This is a genomic window from Streptomyces sp. NPDC051020 (assembly GCF_040683105.1).
GTDB lineage: Bacteria > Actinomycetota > Actinomycetes > Streptomycetales > Streptomycetaceae > Streptomyces.
This window is the reverse complement of sequence record NZ_JBFBCG010000007.1, coordinates 70226-85603: the sequence shown is the minus strand read 5'-3', so window position 1 is coordinate 85603 and position 15378 is coordinate 70226. Positions and strand designations below refer to the sequence as shown.

Sequence of the window (15378 nt, the reverse complement as noted above, 5' to 3'; positions counted from 1 at the left end):
CGACGGGGGCCGAGTCGCTCTCGACCCCCGTGCCCGGAGTTACGCCCGGCGCTCCGCATTGGCATGGATCGCATCCCGCAGGTGTTCGGCCAGGCCGGGCCCGATCGACTCGTAGTAGGCGCGGAACTGCGGGTCGCTGACGTACATCTCGCCGAGCCCACGATGGATGTCGTAGGTGCACTCGTAAAACCATGTGGAGATGTGGAGCCGGTGTGCCTCGGCGAGCTCCATCGCCCGCTCCCCGGTGGCGGGTTCGCCCGCCTCCATCACCGCGGTGTACGCCTCGCTCCACTCGGCGACCTCCGCCTGCATCCGCTTCCAGTCGTCCTTGGTGTACCGGGCCACCCGGCGCTGCGACTCCGCGTACGTGGCGGTGGAGCCCCAACGGCGCTCCGCCTCCTCCGCGTGCTCCTCCGGGTCCTTGGCCCCGAAGACCTCGAACTTCTCCTCGGGCGTGAGATTGATACCCATCTTCCGTGCCTCCATGGCTGTTTCGACGGCGGCGGCCATCTTCTGGAGTTCGGCGATCCGGCCGGACAGCAACGCGTGCTGGCGGCGCAGGTGGTCCTGCGGATCCGCTGCCGGGTCGTCGAGCAGCACCGCGATCTCTTCGAGCGGGAAGCCGAGTTCCCGGTAGAACAGGATCTGCTGCAGCCGGTCGAGGTCGGCGTCGCTGTAACGCCGGTGACCCGCGCGGCTGCGCCCGCTGGGCGACAGCAGTCCGATCCCGTCGTAGTGGTGCAGGGTACGCACAGTGACTCCGGCGAACCCGGCGACCTGTCCCACGGAAAAGTCCACGGCTCTCCGCCTTCTGCTTTCGCTCTGTACGTCGGTGCGTCGGTGCGTCGGTACGGACCCGAGCCTGAGCCCTGACGTGACGTGAGGTGCAAGCCCGAATTGCCCTCACGCCCTGACGCAATGGGTGGGTTATGCGGCTTTTGCGTCGTTATGGTGACCCGATGGCCTCCGACTCCGTCGCTCTCGCCCGGACCACCCCGGCGCGCCGGCTGCTGTTCCTCATCGTGCCCGCCCTGGTCGTCGGGATGGTCTCGGCCCTGATCCTGCTCGCCGTCAGCCTGCTCGCCGAGCGACTCCAGGACGTGCTCTGGAAGATGCTTCCGGACGCGCTCTCCATCGGCCGCTACTCCGCACCGTGGATCATCGTGATGCTCACCGCGACCGGCCTTGCCGTCGGGCTGGTCGTCCAAACGGTGCACGGCCACGCAGGCCCCGATCCGGCCACCACCGGGCTGGTCGATGCACCCCTGCCTCCGAACGTCATCCCCGGACTGCTGGTCGTGACGGTGCTGGCGCTGGCGGGCGGGGTCAGCCTGGGGCCCGAGAGCCCGATCACCGCCGCCAATATCGCGCTCGCCTTCTGGCTGGGCCGCCGGGCCGCCCCGGACAATACGGCCGACCTCTGGATCGTGCTCGCCTCGGCCGGGACGATCGGCGCTCTCTTCGGCACCCCGGTCGCCGCGGCCCTGATCGTCGCCGAGTCGTTCACCACGGGCGGCGGCGGACCGGGCGCGCTCTGGGACCGGCTCTTCGCCCCGCTCGCGGCGGGCGCCGCGGGGGCGCTCACCATGACACTGCTCGCCCATCCCAGTTTCGACCTGTCGCTGCCGCCGTACCCGGGAGCGCACTGGGGCGATCTGCTCTCGTCGACGGTGATCGCCTCGGCGGGGGCGCTGCTCGGTCTGGCGGCGGTGTACGCGGTTCCGCCCGCGCACCGGGCGTTCCAAGCGCTGCGGCATCCGGTCCTGATGCTGACCGCCGGTGGTCTGCTGCTCGGGCTGCTCGGCGCGCTCGGCGGGCATCTCACCCTCTTCAAGGGGCTGGACGAGGTGAAGGAGCTCAGCGCCGATCCGAGCGGCTGGTCGCCCGGGCAGTTCGCCGCCATGGCCGTGGTGAAGACGGCCGCCCTGGTGATCGCCACGACCTGTGGCTTCCGGGGCGGGCGGATCTTCCCGTCTGTCTTCGTGGGCGTCGCGCTCGGCATGTGCGCCCATGCGCTGGTCGACACGGTGCCGTTGGCCCTCGCGGTGCCGAGCGCGGTGCTGGGGGTCCTGCTGGCCGTCACCCGGCAGGGCTGGCTGAGCCTGTTCACGGCGGCGGTGCTGGTCAGTGACTCGGGAGTGCTGCCGCTGCTCTGCGTCGCCTCCCTGCCGGCCTGGCTGTTGGTGACCGGACGGCCGCAGATGCAGCTGCGCGCGGACGGCACACCGCTGCGGTGAGCCGGGTCCCCTCCCGGTCCCGTCCGACGCGCCGGTCACGGCAGTTGTCCGTATCGTCGCATTCGTATGGCCATGCGTCGCCCTGCCCCACGGAGGTTTGTGCAATGCCCACGTCCGTCAACGTCGCCGTCATCTACTACTCCTCCACCGGCACCGTGGCCACCATGGCCAACGCGATCGCGGAGGACGCCGAGAAGGCGGGTGCCGAGGTCCGGCTGCGCAGGGCCGCCGAGCTCGCCCCGCAGGCCGCCATCGACTCCAACCCCGCCTGGGCGGCCAACGCGAAGGCGACCGCGGACATCCGCGTGGCCGCGCCGGACGACATGGTCTGGGCGGACGCCGTGATCTTCGGTACGCCGACCAGGTTCGGCAACGTCACCTCCCAGCTCAAGCAGTTCCTGGACACCCTGGGCGGCCTCTGGCAGGCGGGCCATCTCGCGGACAAGGTGTACAGCGGCTTCACCTCCACCAGCACCACGCACGGCGGGCAGGAGTCCACGCTGCTCGCCCTGTACCACACGATCCACCACTTCGGCGGCATCCTCGTCGCCCCCGGATACACGGACCCGTCGAAGTTCGTCGATGGAAATCCGTACGGCACCTCGCACGTGGCGGGGCAGGGCGGCATCCCGGTCGGTGAGCAGACGCTGACCGCCGCCCGGGTGCAGGCCGATCGCGTCGTGAAGTTCACCCGTGCCATCAAGGACGGCCTCGCGGCCGCGAGCTGACCCCGAGCACCGACCAGAGCCGTGACCGGCGACGTTTGCCCCGCGCGACAGGGCACAGCTTGCCGGAAGGGGCACTGGGCCACCGTCAGAGCCACCACCAGCTGAGAAGGGCTGTCCGCCGATGCCTCTCCACCAGGGTTCGAACCACCGCAGAGGGCCGGCCGAGAAGCACCGCAGGCTCGCCCTCAACCCCTTTTTCGGGGAGGCGGACCCGACCGCGGGCATGACGTCCGCGCCGCCCAGGCATCAGCTGCCCGACGGCCCGCTGCCGCCCTCCACCGCATACGGACTCGTCCATGACGAGCTGATGCTCGACGGCAACTCCCGGCTCAATCTCGCCACTTTCGTCACCACCTGGATGGAGCCCGAGGCCGGCTCACTGATGGGCGAGTGCCGGGACAAGAACATGATCGACAAGGACGAGTACCCGCGCACCGCCGAGCTGGAACGGCGCTGTGTGGCGATGCTCGCCAACCTGTGGAACGCCCCCGACCCGTCGGCGGCCGTGGGCTGTTCGACCACCGGCTCCAGCGAGGCCTGCATGCTCGCCGGCCTGGCGCTCAAACGACGCTGGGCGGCCAGGAACGCCGACCGCTACCCGGCGACCGCCCGGCCCAATCTGGTCATGGGCATCAATGTGCAGGTCTGCTGGGACAAGTTCTGCAACTTCTGGGAGGTCGAGGCCCGGCAGGTCCCGATGGAGGGCAGCCGCTTCCATCTCGACCCACAGGCCGCCGCCGAGCTCTGCGACGAGAACACCATCGGTGTCGTCGGAATCCTGGGCTCCACCTTCGACGGTTCGTACGAGCCCATCGCCGAACTCTGCGCCGCCCTGGACGCGCTGCAGGAGCGCACCGGGCTCGACATCCCCGTCCATGTCGACGGTGCGTCCGGGGCGATGGTGGCACCGTTCCTGGACGAGGACCTGGTATGGGACTTCCGGCTTCCCCGGGTGTCATCCATCAACACCTCCGGGCACAAGTACGGCCTGGTCTACCCGGGCGTCGGCTGGGCGCTCTGGCGCTCGCCCGCCGACCTCCCCGAGGAACTCGTCTTCCGGGTCAACTACCTGGGCGGCGACATGCCGACCTTCGCGCTGAACTTCTCCCGGCCCGGCGCCCAGGTGGTGGCTCAGTACTACACGTTCCTGCGGCTGGGGCGGGAGGGCTACCGGGCCGTTCAGCAGGCGTCTCGCGATGTGGCGAGCACACTCGCCGCCCAGATCGAGAAGCTGGGCGACTTCCACCTCCTCACCCGGGGCGACGAGTTGCCCGTCTTCGCGCTGACCACCGCGCCCGATGTGCGGGCGTACGACGTCTTCGACGTGTCACGGCGGCTGCGCGAGCACGGCTGGCTGGTGCCCGCGTACACCTTCCCCGCCAACCGGCAGGACCTGTCGGTGCTCCGGGTGGTGTGCCGCAACGGTTTCTCCTCGGACCTCGCGGAACTGCTCATGGAGGACCTGCGCCTGCTCCTGCCCGACCTGCGCTCCCAGCGGCATCCGTTGAGCCACGACCGGGAGGTCCCGACGGCGTTCCATCACTGAGACCGGCCGGCACATGGGGGGTCTACCGGCCGAGCCGGGCGAACCTCCGCACCGCCAGCGGCAAGAACACCGCGATGAGCACCAGCGGCCAGACCACCGCGAGAAGTTCGGCATGGGCGGCCGCCCAGGAGCCCTCGGAACCGCCGGGGTTGCCGAACAGCCCGCGGACCGCCGTGGCCGTCGCTGACATCGGGTTCCACTCGACGACCGCGCCCAGCCAGCCCGGCATCGACTCCGGCGTCGCGAAGACGTTGGAGAGGAAGCCGACCGGCCAGACCAGGATCTGCACCGCCTGCACCATCTCCGGCTTCCCCGCCACCATCGCCAGCTGGATGCCGGCCCACAGCATCGCGAACCGCAGCAGCAGGAGCAGCCCGACCGCGCCCAGCGCCGCGGTGACCCCGTTGTGCCAGCGCCAGCCGACCGCGTACCCGACGCCGATCATCACCGCGAGCGCCGCCACCGACTGGAGCATGTCCGCGACGCTCCGGCCGACCAGCACCGAACCGGAAACCATCGGCATGGCGCGGAACCGGTCGATGACGCCCTTCGTGAGGTCCTGGGTGACCGCGAGCATGGTCGCTTCCAGGCCGAACGCCATGGTCAGCGCGAGCATGCCGGGCACCAGGAATTCGGCGTGGTCGCCGTCGACGCCTCGGCCGCCGCCGACCAGATACGCGAACATCAGCAGCAGCATGACGGGAAAGACCAGGCCGACGACGATCTGCACCGGTTGCCGCGCCCAGTGGGCGAGTTCGCGCCGGGTCATCGTCCAGGAATCGGCCAGCACCCAGCCGACCGCGCTCGTGCTGGTGCGCGTACCGATGGCACTCATGCGGCAACCTCCGTGTCTGCGCCCGTGAGCGCCAGGAAGACCTCGTCCAGGGTGGGGCGGCGCACCGCGATGTCCTCCGCCTCGATCCCTGCCTCCTGCAGCGCCCGCAGCGTCCGGGTGAGCGTCGCCATCCGGTCCACGACGGGCGCCCCGATCAGCCGCCGGTCGGCGTCGAGGACCGTGCCGCCCGTCAGGAGCTCTGCCGCGGCGCCCAGTTGGGATGCGTCACGGACGACGACGTCGATACGGTCCCCGCCGATCTGCTCCTTCAATGCGTCGGCGGTGCCGTCCGCGACCACCCGGCCGCCGTCAATCAGCGAGATCCGGTCCGCGAGCTGGTCGGCCTCCTCCAGATACTGCGTGGTCAACAGGACGGTCGTGCCCCCTCCGACCAGGGAGCGCACCGACGACCACACCTCGGCGCGCCCGCGCGGGTCGAGTCCGGTCGTCGGCTCGTCCAGGAAGAGCACCTCGGGATCGGTGATGAGGGAGGCGGCCAGATCGAGCCGCCGGCGCATACCGCCGCTGTACTCCTTGACCGGCTTGCGGCCGGTGTCCGCGAGCCCGAAGCGGGCCAGCAGTCCGTCGGCCCGTACGCCCGCCCGGCGTGTGCCCAGGTGGTACAGCCGGCCGAACATCTCCAGGTTCTGCCGTCCGTCGAGCTCCTCATCGAGGGCGGCGTGCTGCCCGAGCAGCCCGATCCGCCGCCGGACCTCGCCGGCTTCGCTCCGTACGTCGAACCCCACCACCTCGGCCCGGCCCCTGTCGGGGCGGAGCAGCGTGGACAGGATGCGTACGGCCGTGGTCTTGCCCGCGCCGTTGGGGCCGAGCACGGCGTGCACCGTGCCGCGACCGGCCGTGAGATCGAGGCCGTCCAAGGCGCGCTTGCCCCCGTACCTCTTGTGCACATCGTCGAGAACGATCGCGTCCGACACCCTCGCCACACCCTCTCGTCGCCACCACAAGGCCTCTAGTCAAACTTGACTAGGCGGCGAAAGATAGTCGGAGTGGCTCCATTCGTCAAACTTGATTAGTCGAGATCCCCGGGATCCGGGACACCGGTCGCGTACGGGTTCTCCTCACCCTCGGCGAGTACCCCGACGAACGGATCGCCCTCCCCCGCGAAGGTGTACGCGCCGCCCCCGATCCGCTCGATCAGCCCCCGCGTCCACTCGGCCCCCGCGTCCGCCGAGTGGACCCACATGTTCATGATCTCGCCGATGTGACCGAGCGACCCGGGCCCGTCCTCCGGCGTGTAGTACTCGGTGACCGACGCCCGCCAGGCCGCCAGCCCCGCCACGCGTTCCTTGAGCAGCGCGACCGCTTCGGACCGTTCCAGGTCGACGATGAAGCCGATGCCTGCCGACAACACGTCCATCTTCTGGTCGTACGAGGTCAGCGCCGCACGCAGCAGGGCGAGGTACTCCTCGGTGCCCTTCTCGGTGATCTCGTACTCGATACGGGGCGGACCGCCCGCGGTGCTCGGGGCGACCTCATGGGCGATCAACAGCCCTTGCTTCGCCATCTGCTTCAGAGCGTGGTAGACCGAGCCCGGCTTGGCGTTGGACCACTCGTGGGCGCCCCAGTACTCCAGGTCGTTGCGGACCTGATAGCCGTGCGCCCGGCCGTGCTGACGCACGGCACCGAGGACCAGCAGCCGGATCGCGGACATCCCACCTACCCTTCCTACTCAACTTTGACTAGGGTAGCCCGCCTCCTCGGCGACCAGTTCGAACGCGGTCCGGCCGTCCAGGGACTCCCGGATGATGTCCGCGTGCCCGGCGTGCCGGGCGATCTCCTCGACGAGATGGACCAGCAGCCAGCGCATCGAGCAGCGCTCGCCCTTCGGGAACCAGGGCGCCTCGGGCAGCGGGAACGTGTCGTTCATGCTCTCCACCGAGTGGATGAACTCCTCGGTCTCCGCCGCGACCTTCGCCCAGAACTCCAGCATCTGCGGGACGGTCTCGTCCCCGACAAGCCGGAAGCTGTCCGCCCAGGTCTCCTCGGTGCGGGCCTTCTCGTTGGGGCGCTGCTGGGCCATGCGCAGCCAGTTCAGCTCGGTCTCCGCGACATGCTTGAGCAGCCCGGAGAGGGAGAGTTCGCCGGCGCTGGGCCGGCTCGCCGCCTGCTCCTCGGTGAGTCCGAGCAGCGAGCGCCGGATCGCGCCGCGCTGGGCCTCGACGAAGGAGAGGAGCGCGCCGCGCTCGTCGCCGTGGACCTCTGCGGGAACGTGAGTGACCACGATGTCCGCCCTTCGGGACCGTTCGAGCCTGAGCTCGGCGTCTTCCTGACACCGACCAAGCTACGGACCCTTGCGGACAGCATCCGTCCTCAACGGGCGGGCATCAGAGCGAGAATGCGGTCCGGCCGTGCTGGATCGAGATCCACTTCTGGGTGGTGAACGCCTCCACGGTGGCGTCGCCGTTCAGCCGCCCGGTCCCGGAGAACTTCTCGCCGCCGAACGCCACCAACGGGTCATCCGCAATCGTGGAGTCGTTGACGTGGAACATTCCGGTCACGATGCGCTGCGCGAACCGCACCCCGCGCTCGGCGTTCCCGGTGTGCACGGCGCCGCTCAGCCCGTACGGAGTGTCATTGGCGATCCGTACGGCCTCCTCCTCGCCGTCGAACGTCATCAGCAGCGCCACCGGACCGAAGATCTCCTGGGCGAGCAGCGGCGAGTCGTCCGGGAGCCCCGTGAGGACGGTCGGCTCGACGAGATTGCCGCGGGTGCCACCCCGTACGAGCGCCGTGGCGCCTTCGGCGATCGCCTGGTCGACCAGCGCGGTCAGCGCGTCGGCCTGGAAGGTGTTGATGACCGGGCCGATCTGGGTTTCGGGGTCGCGCGGGTCGCCGGTCCTGAGCGCCGCCACCTTGGCGATGAACTTCTCGGTGAACTCGGGTGCGAGGGAGCGGTCCACCAGGATGCGGTTGGCGGCCATGCAGACCTGCCCCTGGTAGACGAAGCGACTGAAGACGGCCGCGTCGACCGCGTAGTCGATGTCCGCGTCGTCCAGCACCACCAGGGCGCTGTTGCCGCTGAGCTCGAGGATGGCCCGCTTGAGAAGTCCGCCCGCGATCGCACCCACATGGCGGCCGACCCGGTCCGAGCCGGCGAAGGAGATCACCTTGGGCACGGGGTGCGCTATCAGCGCGTCGCCGATCTCGGCGATGTCGGTGACCAGGACGTTGAGCAGCCCGGCGGGCAGCCCGGCGTCCTCGAAGAGCTTGGCGATCAGTCCGCCGCCGACGACGGGAGCGTTCTGGTTGGGCTTGATGACGACCGCGTTGCCGAGCGCCAGGGCCGGTGCGACCGACTTCATCGTCACCAGGAAAGGGAAGTTGAACGGGCTGATCACGCCTATGACGCCGACGGGCAGCCGGTAGACGCGGTTCTCCTTGCCGTCCAGCGGGGACGGCAGGATCCGTCCCTCGGGGCGCACCGCCTGCTGGATCGCCTCGCGCAGGAAGTCCTTGGCGCAGCGGATCTCGAACTCCGCCTTGAGCCGGGTGCCGCCCAGTTCGTCGCTGATCGCCCCGACAATGTCCTCGGTGCGCTCCTCGGTGATACGCAGGGCGCGTTCGAGGACGAGGCGGCGTTCGTACGGGTTGGTGGTGGCCCAGACCCGCTGGGCGCGCTCGGCGGCACGGTAGGCCTCGTCGACCTCCTGCGCGGTGGCGACGGTGATGGCGGCAAGCTTTTCCCCGTTGTACGGATTGAAATCGATGATGTCCCACGAGCCCGTGCCGGTCCGCCACTCACCGTCGATGTACTGGTTGGCCAGCTCGTTGAAGAAGGACATGCGATCCCTTACTGCAGGTGCAGACTCCTGTTGATACGTCATCGTACTGATGAATCAGGACAGTTGGAGAAGCCCGCGGAGCAGATCGCGGCTCTCTTCGGGCCCCGGACTGTCGTGGTGGAGCCGCGCCATCGCCCTTTCGTACTGGGCGACTTCCTCGGCCTTGTCCAGATAGAGCGCACTTGTCAGCTGCTCCAAATAGACAATGTCCGACAGGTCGGATTCCGGGAATCGCAGCATCGTGAAGGAACCGCTCTCTCCGGCATGCCCGCCAAAACTGAAGGGCATCACTTGAAGCGTGATGTTCGGGTGCTCCGACATTTCGATCAGATGGCGCAATTGCGCGCGCATCACCTCGCGCTCGCCGTACGGGCGGCGCAATGCCGCTTCGTCCAGCACGGCGTGGAAGCTCGGAGCGCGTTCGGAGACGAGGACCTTCTGCCGCTCGAGCCGGAGCGCGACCCGGCGGTCGATCTCGGCGGCGGGGGCACCGGACATGCCGCGGGAGACGACGGCGTGCGCATAGGCCTCGGTCTGCAACAGACCGTGGATGAACTGGACTTCGTAGATCCGGATGAGCGAGGCAGCCCCCTCCAGACCGATGTACGTCTGGAACCAGCCGGGCAGCACGTCTCCGTAACTGTGCCACCAGCCTGCCACGTTGGCCTCGCGAGCCAGACCGAGGAGCGAGTCGCGCTCCGCCTCGTCCGTGACCCCGTAGAGCGTGAGCAGGTCCTCGACGTCCCTGGCCTTGAAGCTCACCCGTCCCAACTCCATGCGGCTGATCTTCGATTCGGAAGCACGGATGGAGTAGCCGGCCGCCTCGCGGGTGATGCCGCGCGAGTCGCGCAGCCGCCTGAGCTGAGAGCCCAGCAGGATGCGCCGCACCACAGATCCACTCGACTCGCCTGCCGCCACTGGTCCAACCCTCCCCATCGCTTCCTGGGCATCGGGGCATCCTCTGAACCCCAAGAGCCGGATTCTGCCATCAAAACGCTTCAGCCCGTACTCGTTCGATTACGGAAATGAGAAGACTTCCGGAAAGCCGTGAAACTGCCTGTAGGGAGAAATGAGCAAGAACCGGCACGGGGTCGGACAGGTCCGGCGCGTGCACGTGCATCTGCCCTTGCATCTGCTCAGCGCATTCGGAACCATGGGCCCCGCGCACCTGCGTGCTCGTTCGTGTTGTCCGCTGTACCACCGCAGTACCGCTACAGCCGCGAATCCCGGGAGTGCCTCGCATGGGGACGAATGGATCGACGATGCTCGGGCCGTTAAGGCAGGGGCTTCCCCCCGCCGATCCCTCAGCCGCCTCCGGATCAGCCACCTGCACCCTGCCGGCCCGGTACGAAGCCGTCGGTGGGGCCCGCCAGTTCACCAAGGCGACGCTGGCCCGGTGGGAGCTGAGCAACCGTTTCGACGACGTCGCCCTGGTCGTCTCCGAACTCGTCACCAACGCGCTGCGGCACGCGCTGCCCGATGACGCCCCGAGGGACCCTCAGGAGGCCCCGGTAAAGCTGCACTTGATGCGCTGGTCCTCACGTCTGGTGTGCGCGGTGCGCGACCCCAGTCAGGCGAGTCCGGTGGCTTCCGAGGCGGCGGACTCGGCGGAGTCGGGCCGTGGTCTGTTCCTGGTCGAGTCGTTCAGCGACGGCTGGGGCTGGCACCCGTCCCCCGCACTGGGTCCGGAGAATCCGGCCGCGGGCTCGCAGGCGCTGCGCGGCAAGGTGGTCTGGGCGCTGTTCCGGCTCTCCGACACCGTCTGACGCACGCGGCCCGGCGCGGCGTTCCCCGCGCACGGCCTGCCCCTTCCGCCCGTACGGCGGTCAGCCGCCCGCTATCAGGTGATCGAACTCCCCGTCCTTCACGCCGAGCAGCAGCGCCTCTATCTCGGCCGGCGTATAGACCAGGGCGGGCCCATCGGGGTGGCGTGAATTCCGCATCGCCACATCCCCGTCGGGCAACTTGGCGAACTCCACGCAGGATCCCTGGGAGTTGCTGTGCCTGCTCTTCTGCCAGACGACTCCGCGAAGCTCTGTGGCGGCCATGCCGTTGTACACGTGGTGCACAGGACGCTCCCCGATTTGCAAGGTGCAAGTGTCAACTGGTTCGGATCATAGCTGTGTTCATATGCCGATGCATGAGCAGATGCACGTGCACGCGGGGTGTTCTCTTGATTACAGCTTTACCTTCGCCCGCCCGCCCGCTCTCACGGAGAGACAGACGAACAGAGCGTCTATTTGGCTCCCGGCAGCAGGAGTTGCCCAGTAAATCGATCGGAACGCCCTGGTAACTTTGGGCGGTCTTTCGTCAACAAGGGGGAATTTCAGGTGCACCTACTCGTACGCACCGGCGCCGTCGCCGTCGCGGGTCTGGCCGCCGCGGTCGCGCTGACGGGCTGCGGCAGTGACAGCGGGAAGAGCGACTCGGACAAGGGCGCAGCCGACGCGCCCGCCTCGGCACCCGCCGACGGCAGCGACAGCGGTTCCGCGAAAGACGCCGCGGCGCTCGACGGGACATGGGCCGGGGTGACCGACGGCAAGGCCGTCGCCCTGTCGGTCACCGCCGGCAAGGCCGCGCTCGTCGCCGACGCCCACGTCTGCTCGGGCGAGGTGAAGGACATGGGCAAGGTGATGCTGGCGCTGAAGTGCACCGACGGCGACACCGCCCGCACCATGGGAGCCATCGCGTCCAACGACGGCAAGACGATCGTCGTTCAGTGGGACGCCGGTGGCAAGGACACGCTGGCCAAGACGGAGCCGGGTGCGCTGCCGACGGGACTGCCGGGCCTGCCCACCCCGTGACGCGGGAGCGCTGCCGGACCGTTCAGCTCCGTCCGGCACCGCTCGTTCGGGGCCGGGTGCCCGCGCCACCGTCCAGTGCCTGGGAGAACTCCTCCAGGGACTCCAGCAGCAGATCGGCCCCGCTGCGTACGACCGGGTCAGATGTCCGCCCGCACTGCCGGTCCTCCTCGTCCCACCGCTCCAGCGCCTCACGGACCGCGTCCCAGCGCGGTACGCGGCGCTCCCGCACCTCCTTCGCGCCCCGCTCGGTGGCCCGGCGCAGCGCGGCGGCGAGTTGCGCGGCGGCGGGGACCGGAGCGGCATCGCCCTCCGGCAGGTGCGCCTCCATCAGCATCCCGGCCCGCCCCAGCTGGGCGAGGGCGTGCTGGGCGTCCTCGGCGGCCGTGCGGGAGAGGCCGCGGTGGCGCACGGGTTCGTGCTGGGCCCTCGCGACCGCCTCCTGCCAGGCCACGCGGGCTTCGCGGGAGGCAAGGAGCGCGGCGCGGACGTCCTCGGGGCCGCGCTCCCCCGGATCCGCGTACTGGTCGACGACGGCTGCTGCGTACCGCCCGCCGGCCGCCAGCCAGTCGCCGAGCCGGTTGCGCAGCCGAGGGGTCTCCCAGGCCGGGTAGACGGCGTACGAGATCATCGCGAGGAGCCCGCCCACCAGGGTGAGGACGACCCGTTCGGCCACAGTCTGCGACCAGACGTCGCCCGCCATGCCGAGCAGGAAGACGACGTACGCGGAGACGCACGCCTGGCCGACCACGTACCCGGTGCGCATCAGCAGGTACATCAGCAGGGCGCAGCCGACGGCGAGCGAGGCGGCGGGGCCGGCGCCGGGGTGGACGGCCCGGACGATGACGGTGGCGACGAAGACCCCGACGATCGTGCCGCCGAACCGGCCCGCGGCTCGGGCGTACGTCTGGGCGAACTCGGGCCGCATCACCATGATGGCGGCCATCGGCGCCCAGTAGCCGTGACCGAACGGCAGGGCGGCGCCGACGAGATAGCCGACGGCGACGACGGCTGTGACCCGGACGGCGTGCCGCAGGATCGGCGAACCGGGGCGCAGTTCGGCGCGCATCGCCCGCAGGACGACGGGGACCAGCCGCAGCAGGGTGGGGCGGCGGCGGTGCGGCGCGATCGTGTCGGCCGCGTGATCGGCCTCCACCCGGTCCTCCTTCGTCCCGTCGCCCTCGGCGGTCTCGATGACATCGGCGAGCAGCGCGCTGAGGCGGCGCGCGGCACGGCGCGCGGCTCCGGTGAGGATCGCCCCGGTGTCGGGGGTCTTCAGGGCGGCGACCGCGGGGGCGGGGAGACGCACCGGGGTGCCGTGCCGGATGGCGCCGGCCGCGGCGTCCAGTACGGAGGCCGCGGCGGCAAGGAGTTCGTGGACCCGGTCGCGTTCCGGACCTTCGGCGGGGGCGCCCACCGCCGGGTCCGCGAGCGAGGCGAGCACGGGCCTGATCCGTTCGGCGACGCCGCGGAAGCCATGCAGTTCGGCGGGGCGGCGGCGGGCCTGGCGCGGCGTGACGGCGGCGGCACTGCGGGCGGTCATCAGCGGGACCGGGTCGAACGCGGCGACCGGGTCGTGGCGCAGCCTGCGGGCGTAGTCGGCCTCCGCCGCCAGTGCGTCGGCGAGGGCGTCGCGCTGGGCGCCCCATCTGCGTACCGGAAACAGGACGATCAGCACCGCCTGGACGACTCCGCCGAACGCGATCATCACAGCGTGCAGGGAGGCCTGGGCGACGGAGGTGGGGAGGGTGATCGTGACCAGCATGATGCCGACATTGGATGCGGCGATGATGCCGCCCGTCGGCCCGGCCGCCCAGGCCAGCCCGGCCAGGAACGTCCAGAGGACCAGCAGGACCATGAACAGCGGGAGATGGGCGCCGGTGAGATAGCCGAGGAACGTCGATACCGCGAGACTCGCACCGGAGACCAGGGCCAGGACGGGCCGCGGGCGCCAGCTGCGCTGGAAGGTGGCGATGGCCGCCTGGAACGCACCGAATGCGGAACTGGCGGCGACCACCGGCCCGAAGAAGGCGAGGCCGACCCCGATGACCAGGGCGAGTCCGGCCGCGCCACGCATCGCGATCAGCGGTTCGAGGCGCCGCCGCTCGATCGTCAGCCCCGAGCGGGCGGTCTCTCTCAGCGCCCGGAGCCAGCCCATGGACCGAGCCTAGTCGGAATGCCGCTTGGGCCGACTTTCCCATGATTCGGCCGCGAGAGGGGCGCCGCCTGCTCGCGTACGCCCCGCTACCGGGAACCGTCGATGCCCGGCCGCCGCTCGCCCATCCGGGCCCGGTCGGCGGCGGCCGTGCCGTGCGCCCAGCCGTCGCCGTCCGTCACTCCGCGCACCCGGGTGCTGGTCGTCCGAGGGAACATCCGGTCCGCGGCGTTCGTGACCGCCACGTCCCGCGCCGCCAGGACCGGCAGCAGATCGTCGTCGGCGGCGACCCCCTCCGAGGCCGAGGCCGCGGTCACCCGGGCGGTGTCGGACGCCAGGCGCGCGCCCAGCCGCTGGACGTACGCCATCAGGAAGGACTGACGGAACGTCTTGGTCCGCTTGCGCCCTCCGGCCCGCTGGCCCGCCTCGGCCTTCGCCATCGCCGCCGTGCCCTGGACCAGCAGGGAGGTGTACAGCAATTCCACGGCCTCCAGGTCCGGCTCGAAGCCGACGACCGTCGAGAAGCCGAGCTCGCTGTTCCACACGGCACGGCAGCGGTTCGCGGAGGCGACGGCGTCGAGCAGGATCGCCTTCGCCGTCTCGTACGGGGCATCGACCCCGATCCGGCAGGCGCCCGGCGCCGCCTTGCTGTGCGTACGGGCGGCGAGGAGGGCCTCGTCGATGGAGTGCCGGGCCATCAGCTCCTGCGCCTTGGTGGTGAGGGCCTCCGCCTCCTCGGGGAACCCGGTCGCCTCCGCCTTCGCGAGCAGCGCGCGGATCCGGGTCAGCATGCGGGGTTCGTCGTGCACGGGCGGCAGATCGAGCCGGCGGCCGGGGGCGCCGGGCGGCGGGCCGACCGGCTCGATCGAGGGAAGCCGGAGGAGCAGCCGGTAGAGACCGAGGAGGGCGGAGGCGTACGAGAACCGGTCGGGCCGGTTCCGCGGCGGCGGCGCGGGCAGCTCGGCCAGCTGGGACCGCCAGCGGGGCGGCAGCTGCTCGTACCGGCCGGTCTCCGCAGTGATCAGCCCTGCGGCGAGCCCGGCCCCGGTCTCGTCGAGTTCACGGCGGACGATCCGTACGACATCGGCGGGCTGCCAGCCACGCTCCCAGGCGCGGCGGACGAATTCCTCTCCGCGCCGGACCAGTTCCGCGTCGGCGGCCGGCTCGGCGGCGAGGAGGGAGGCGCCGGTGTCGAGACCGGCGTCGCCGTCCGAGTAGAGGGCTGCCGCGAATGCCTGGTCGATCACCGGTTCCATGAGGTCAGGGTAGGCAG

At 70.3% G+C, this 15378-nt stretch carries 14 protein-coding genes and 1 pseudogene; 5 read left to right on the top strand and 10 right to left on the bottom strand.

All coding sequences use genetic code 11. The features are described 5' to 3' along the window. Positions 1 to 39 precede the first annotated feature (39 nt). Positions 40 to 798, bottom strand: a complete 759-nt coding sequence (locus AB0N06_RS06265) for a MerR family transcriptional regulator (protein WP_366133523.1) — start codon at positions 796 to 798, stop codon at positions 40 to 42. Between the two features lie 161 nt (positions 799 to 959). Between AB0N06_RS06265 and AB0N06_RS06260 the strand changes: the two genes are divergently transcribed. The 3 genes from AB0N06_RS06260 to AB0N06_RS06250 all read left to right on the top strand — a co-directional run bounded on the left by AB0N06_RS06260 (position 960) and on the right by AB0N06_RS06250 (position 4511). Beyond that, the gene (locus AB0N06_RS06260; RefSeq protein ID WP_366133522.1) at positions 960 to 2237 is read left to right on the top strand and encodes an ion channel protein; all 1278 of its coding nucleotides are present in this window, start codon (positions 960 to 962) and stop codon (positions 2235 to 2237) included. A 104-nt stretch (positions 2238 to 2341) separates the two neighbouring features. Further along, the gene (wrbA, locus tag AB0N06_RS06255; protein WP_366133521.1) at positions 2342 to 2965 is read left to right on the top strand and encodes an NAD(P)H:quinone oxidoreductase; all 624 of its coding nucleotides are present in this window, start codon (positions 2342 to 2344) and stop codon (positions 2963 to 2965) included. 121 nt (positions 2966 to 3086) lie between these two features. Next, positions 3087 to 4511: a glutamate decarboxylase gene (locus AB0N06_RS06250; RefSeq protein WP_366133520.1), complete on the top strand. Its 1425-nt coding sequence runs from the start codon at positions 3087 to 3089 to the stop codon at positions 4509 to 4511. Positions 4512 to 4533: 22 nt separating this feature from the next. Here AB0N06_RS06250 and AB0N06_RS06245 read toward each other — a convergent pair whose 3' ends face one another. The 6 genes from AB0N06_RS06245 to AB0N06_RS06220 all read right to left on the bottom strand — a co-directional run bounded on the left by AB0N06_RS06245 (position 4534) and on the right by AB0N06_RS06220 (position 10085). Beyond that, a complete protein-coding gene (locus tag AB0N06_RS06245; RefSeq protein WP_366133519.1) occupies positions 4534 to 5346 on the bottom strand; it encodes an ABC transporter permease in 813 nt (270 codons plus the stop codon). Beyond that, on the bottom strand, positions 5343 to 6281 hold the full coding sequence (locus tag AB0N06_RS06240) for an ATP-binding cassette domain-containing protein (RefSeq protein WP_366133518.1): 939 nt from the start codon (positions 6279 to 6281) through the stop codon (positions 5343 to 5345). The genes AB0N06_RS06245 and AB0N06_RS06240 overlap by 4 nt, the downstream gene beginning before the upstream one ends. A gap of 95 nt (positions 6282 to 6376) precedes the next feature. Beyond that, positions 6377 to 7018, bottom strand: coding sequence for a PadR family transcriptional regulator (locus tag AB0N06_RS06235; RefSeq protein ID WP_366133517.1), 642 nt, complete (start codon positions 7016 to 7018; stop codon positions 6377 to 6379). Between the two features lie 18 nt (positions 7019 to 7036). Further along, on the bottom strand, positions 7037 to 7588 hold the full coding sequence (locus AB0N06_RS06230) for a DinB family protein (RefSeq protein WP_366133516.1): 552 nt from the start codon (positions 7586 to 7588) through the stop codon (positions 7037 to 7039). Positions 7589 to 7691: 103 nt separating this feature from the next. Continuing rightward, a complete protein-coding gene (locus tag AB0N06_RS06225) occupies positions 7692 to 9149 on the bottom strand; it encodes an aldehyde dehydrogenase family protein (RefSeq protein ID WP_366133515.1) in 1458 nt (485 codons plus the stop codon). Positions 9150 to 9203: 54 nt separating this feature from the next. Next, positions 9204 to 10085 (bottom strand): helix-turn-helix transcriptional regulator, encoded by an 882-nt coding sequence (locus AB0N06_RS06220; RefSeq protein ID WP_366133514.1) that lies wholly within the window; start codon positions 10083 to 10085, stop codon positions 9204 to 9206. Between the two features lie 305 nt (positions 10086 to 10390). Here AB0N06_RS06220 and AB0N06_RS06215 point away from each other — a divergent pair, with 305 nt between their 5' ends. Continuing rightward, positions 10391 to 10915, top strand: coding sequence for an ATP-binding protein (locus tag AB0N06_RS06215; RefSeq protein WP_366133513.1), 525 nt, complete (start codon positions 10391 to 10393; stop codon positions 10913 to 10915). 60 nt (positions 10916 to 10975) lie between these two features. Here the strand turns inward: AB0N06_RS06215 and AB0N06_RS06210 are convergent, their stop codons facing one another. Next, positions 10976 to 11218 (bottom strand): DUF397 domain-containing protein, encoded by a 243-nt coding sequence (locus AB0N06_RS06210; RefSeq protein WP_037690973.1) that lies wholly within the window; start codon positions 11216 to 11218, stop codon positions 10976 to 10978. A gap of 261 nt (positions 11219 to 11479) precedes the next feature. Here AB0N06_RS06210 and AB0N06_RS06205 point away from each other — a divergent pair. Then, positions 11480 to 11950, top strand: a pseudogene (locus AB0N06_RS06205) (hypothetical protein); the annotation flags it as partial. 25 nt (positions 11951 to 11975) lie between these two features. Here the strand turns inward: AB0N06_RS06205 and AB0N06_RS06200 are convergent. Together AB0N06_RS06200 and AB0N06_RS06195 are read right to left on the bottom strand one after the other, a co-directional pair. After that, positions 11976 to 14108 (bottom strand): FUSC family protein, encoded by a 2133-nt coding sequence (locus AB0N06_RS06200; protein ID WP_366133512.1) that lies wholly within the window; start codon positions 14106 to 14108, stop codon positions 11976 to 11978. Positions 14109 to 14194: 86 nt separating this feature from the next. Next, positions 14195 to 15361: a DUF2786 domain-containing protein gene (locus AB0N06_RS06195; RefSeq protein ID WP_366133511.1), complete on the bottom strand. Its 1167-nt coding sequence runs from the start codon at positions 15359 to 15361 to the stop codon at positions 14195 to 14197. Positions 15362 to 15378: the final 17 nt, after the last annotated feature.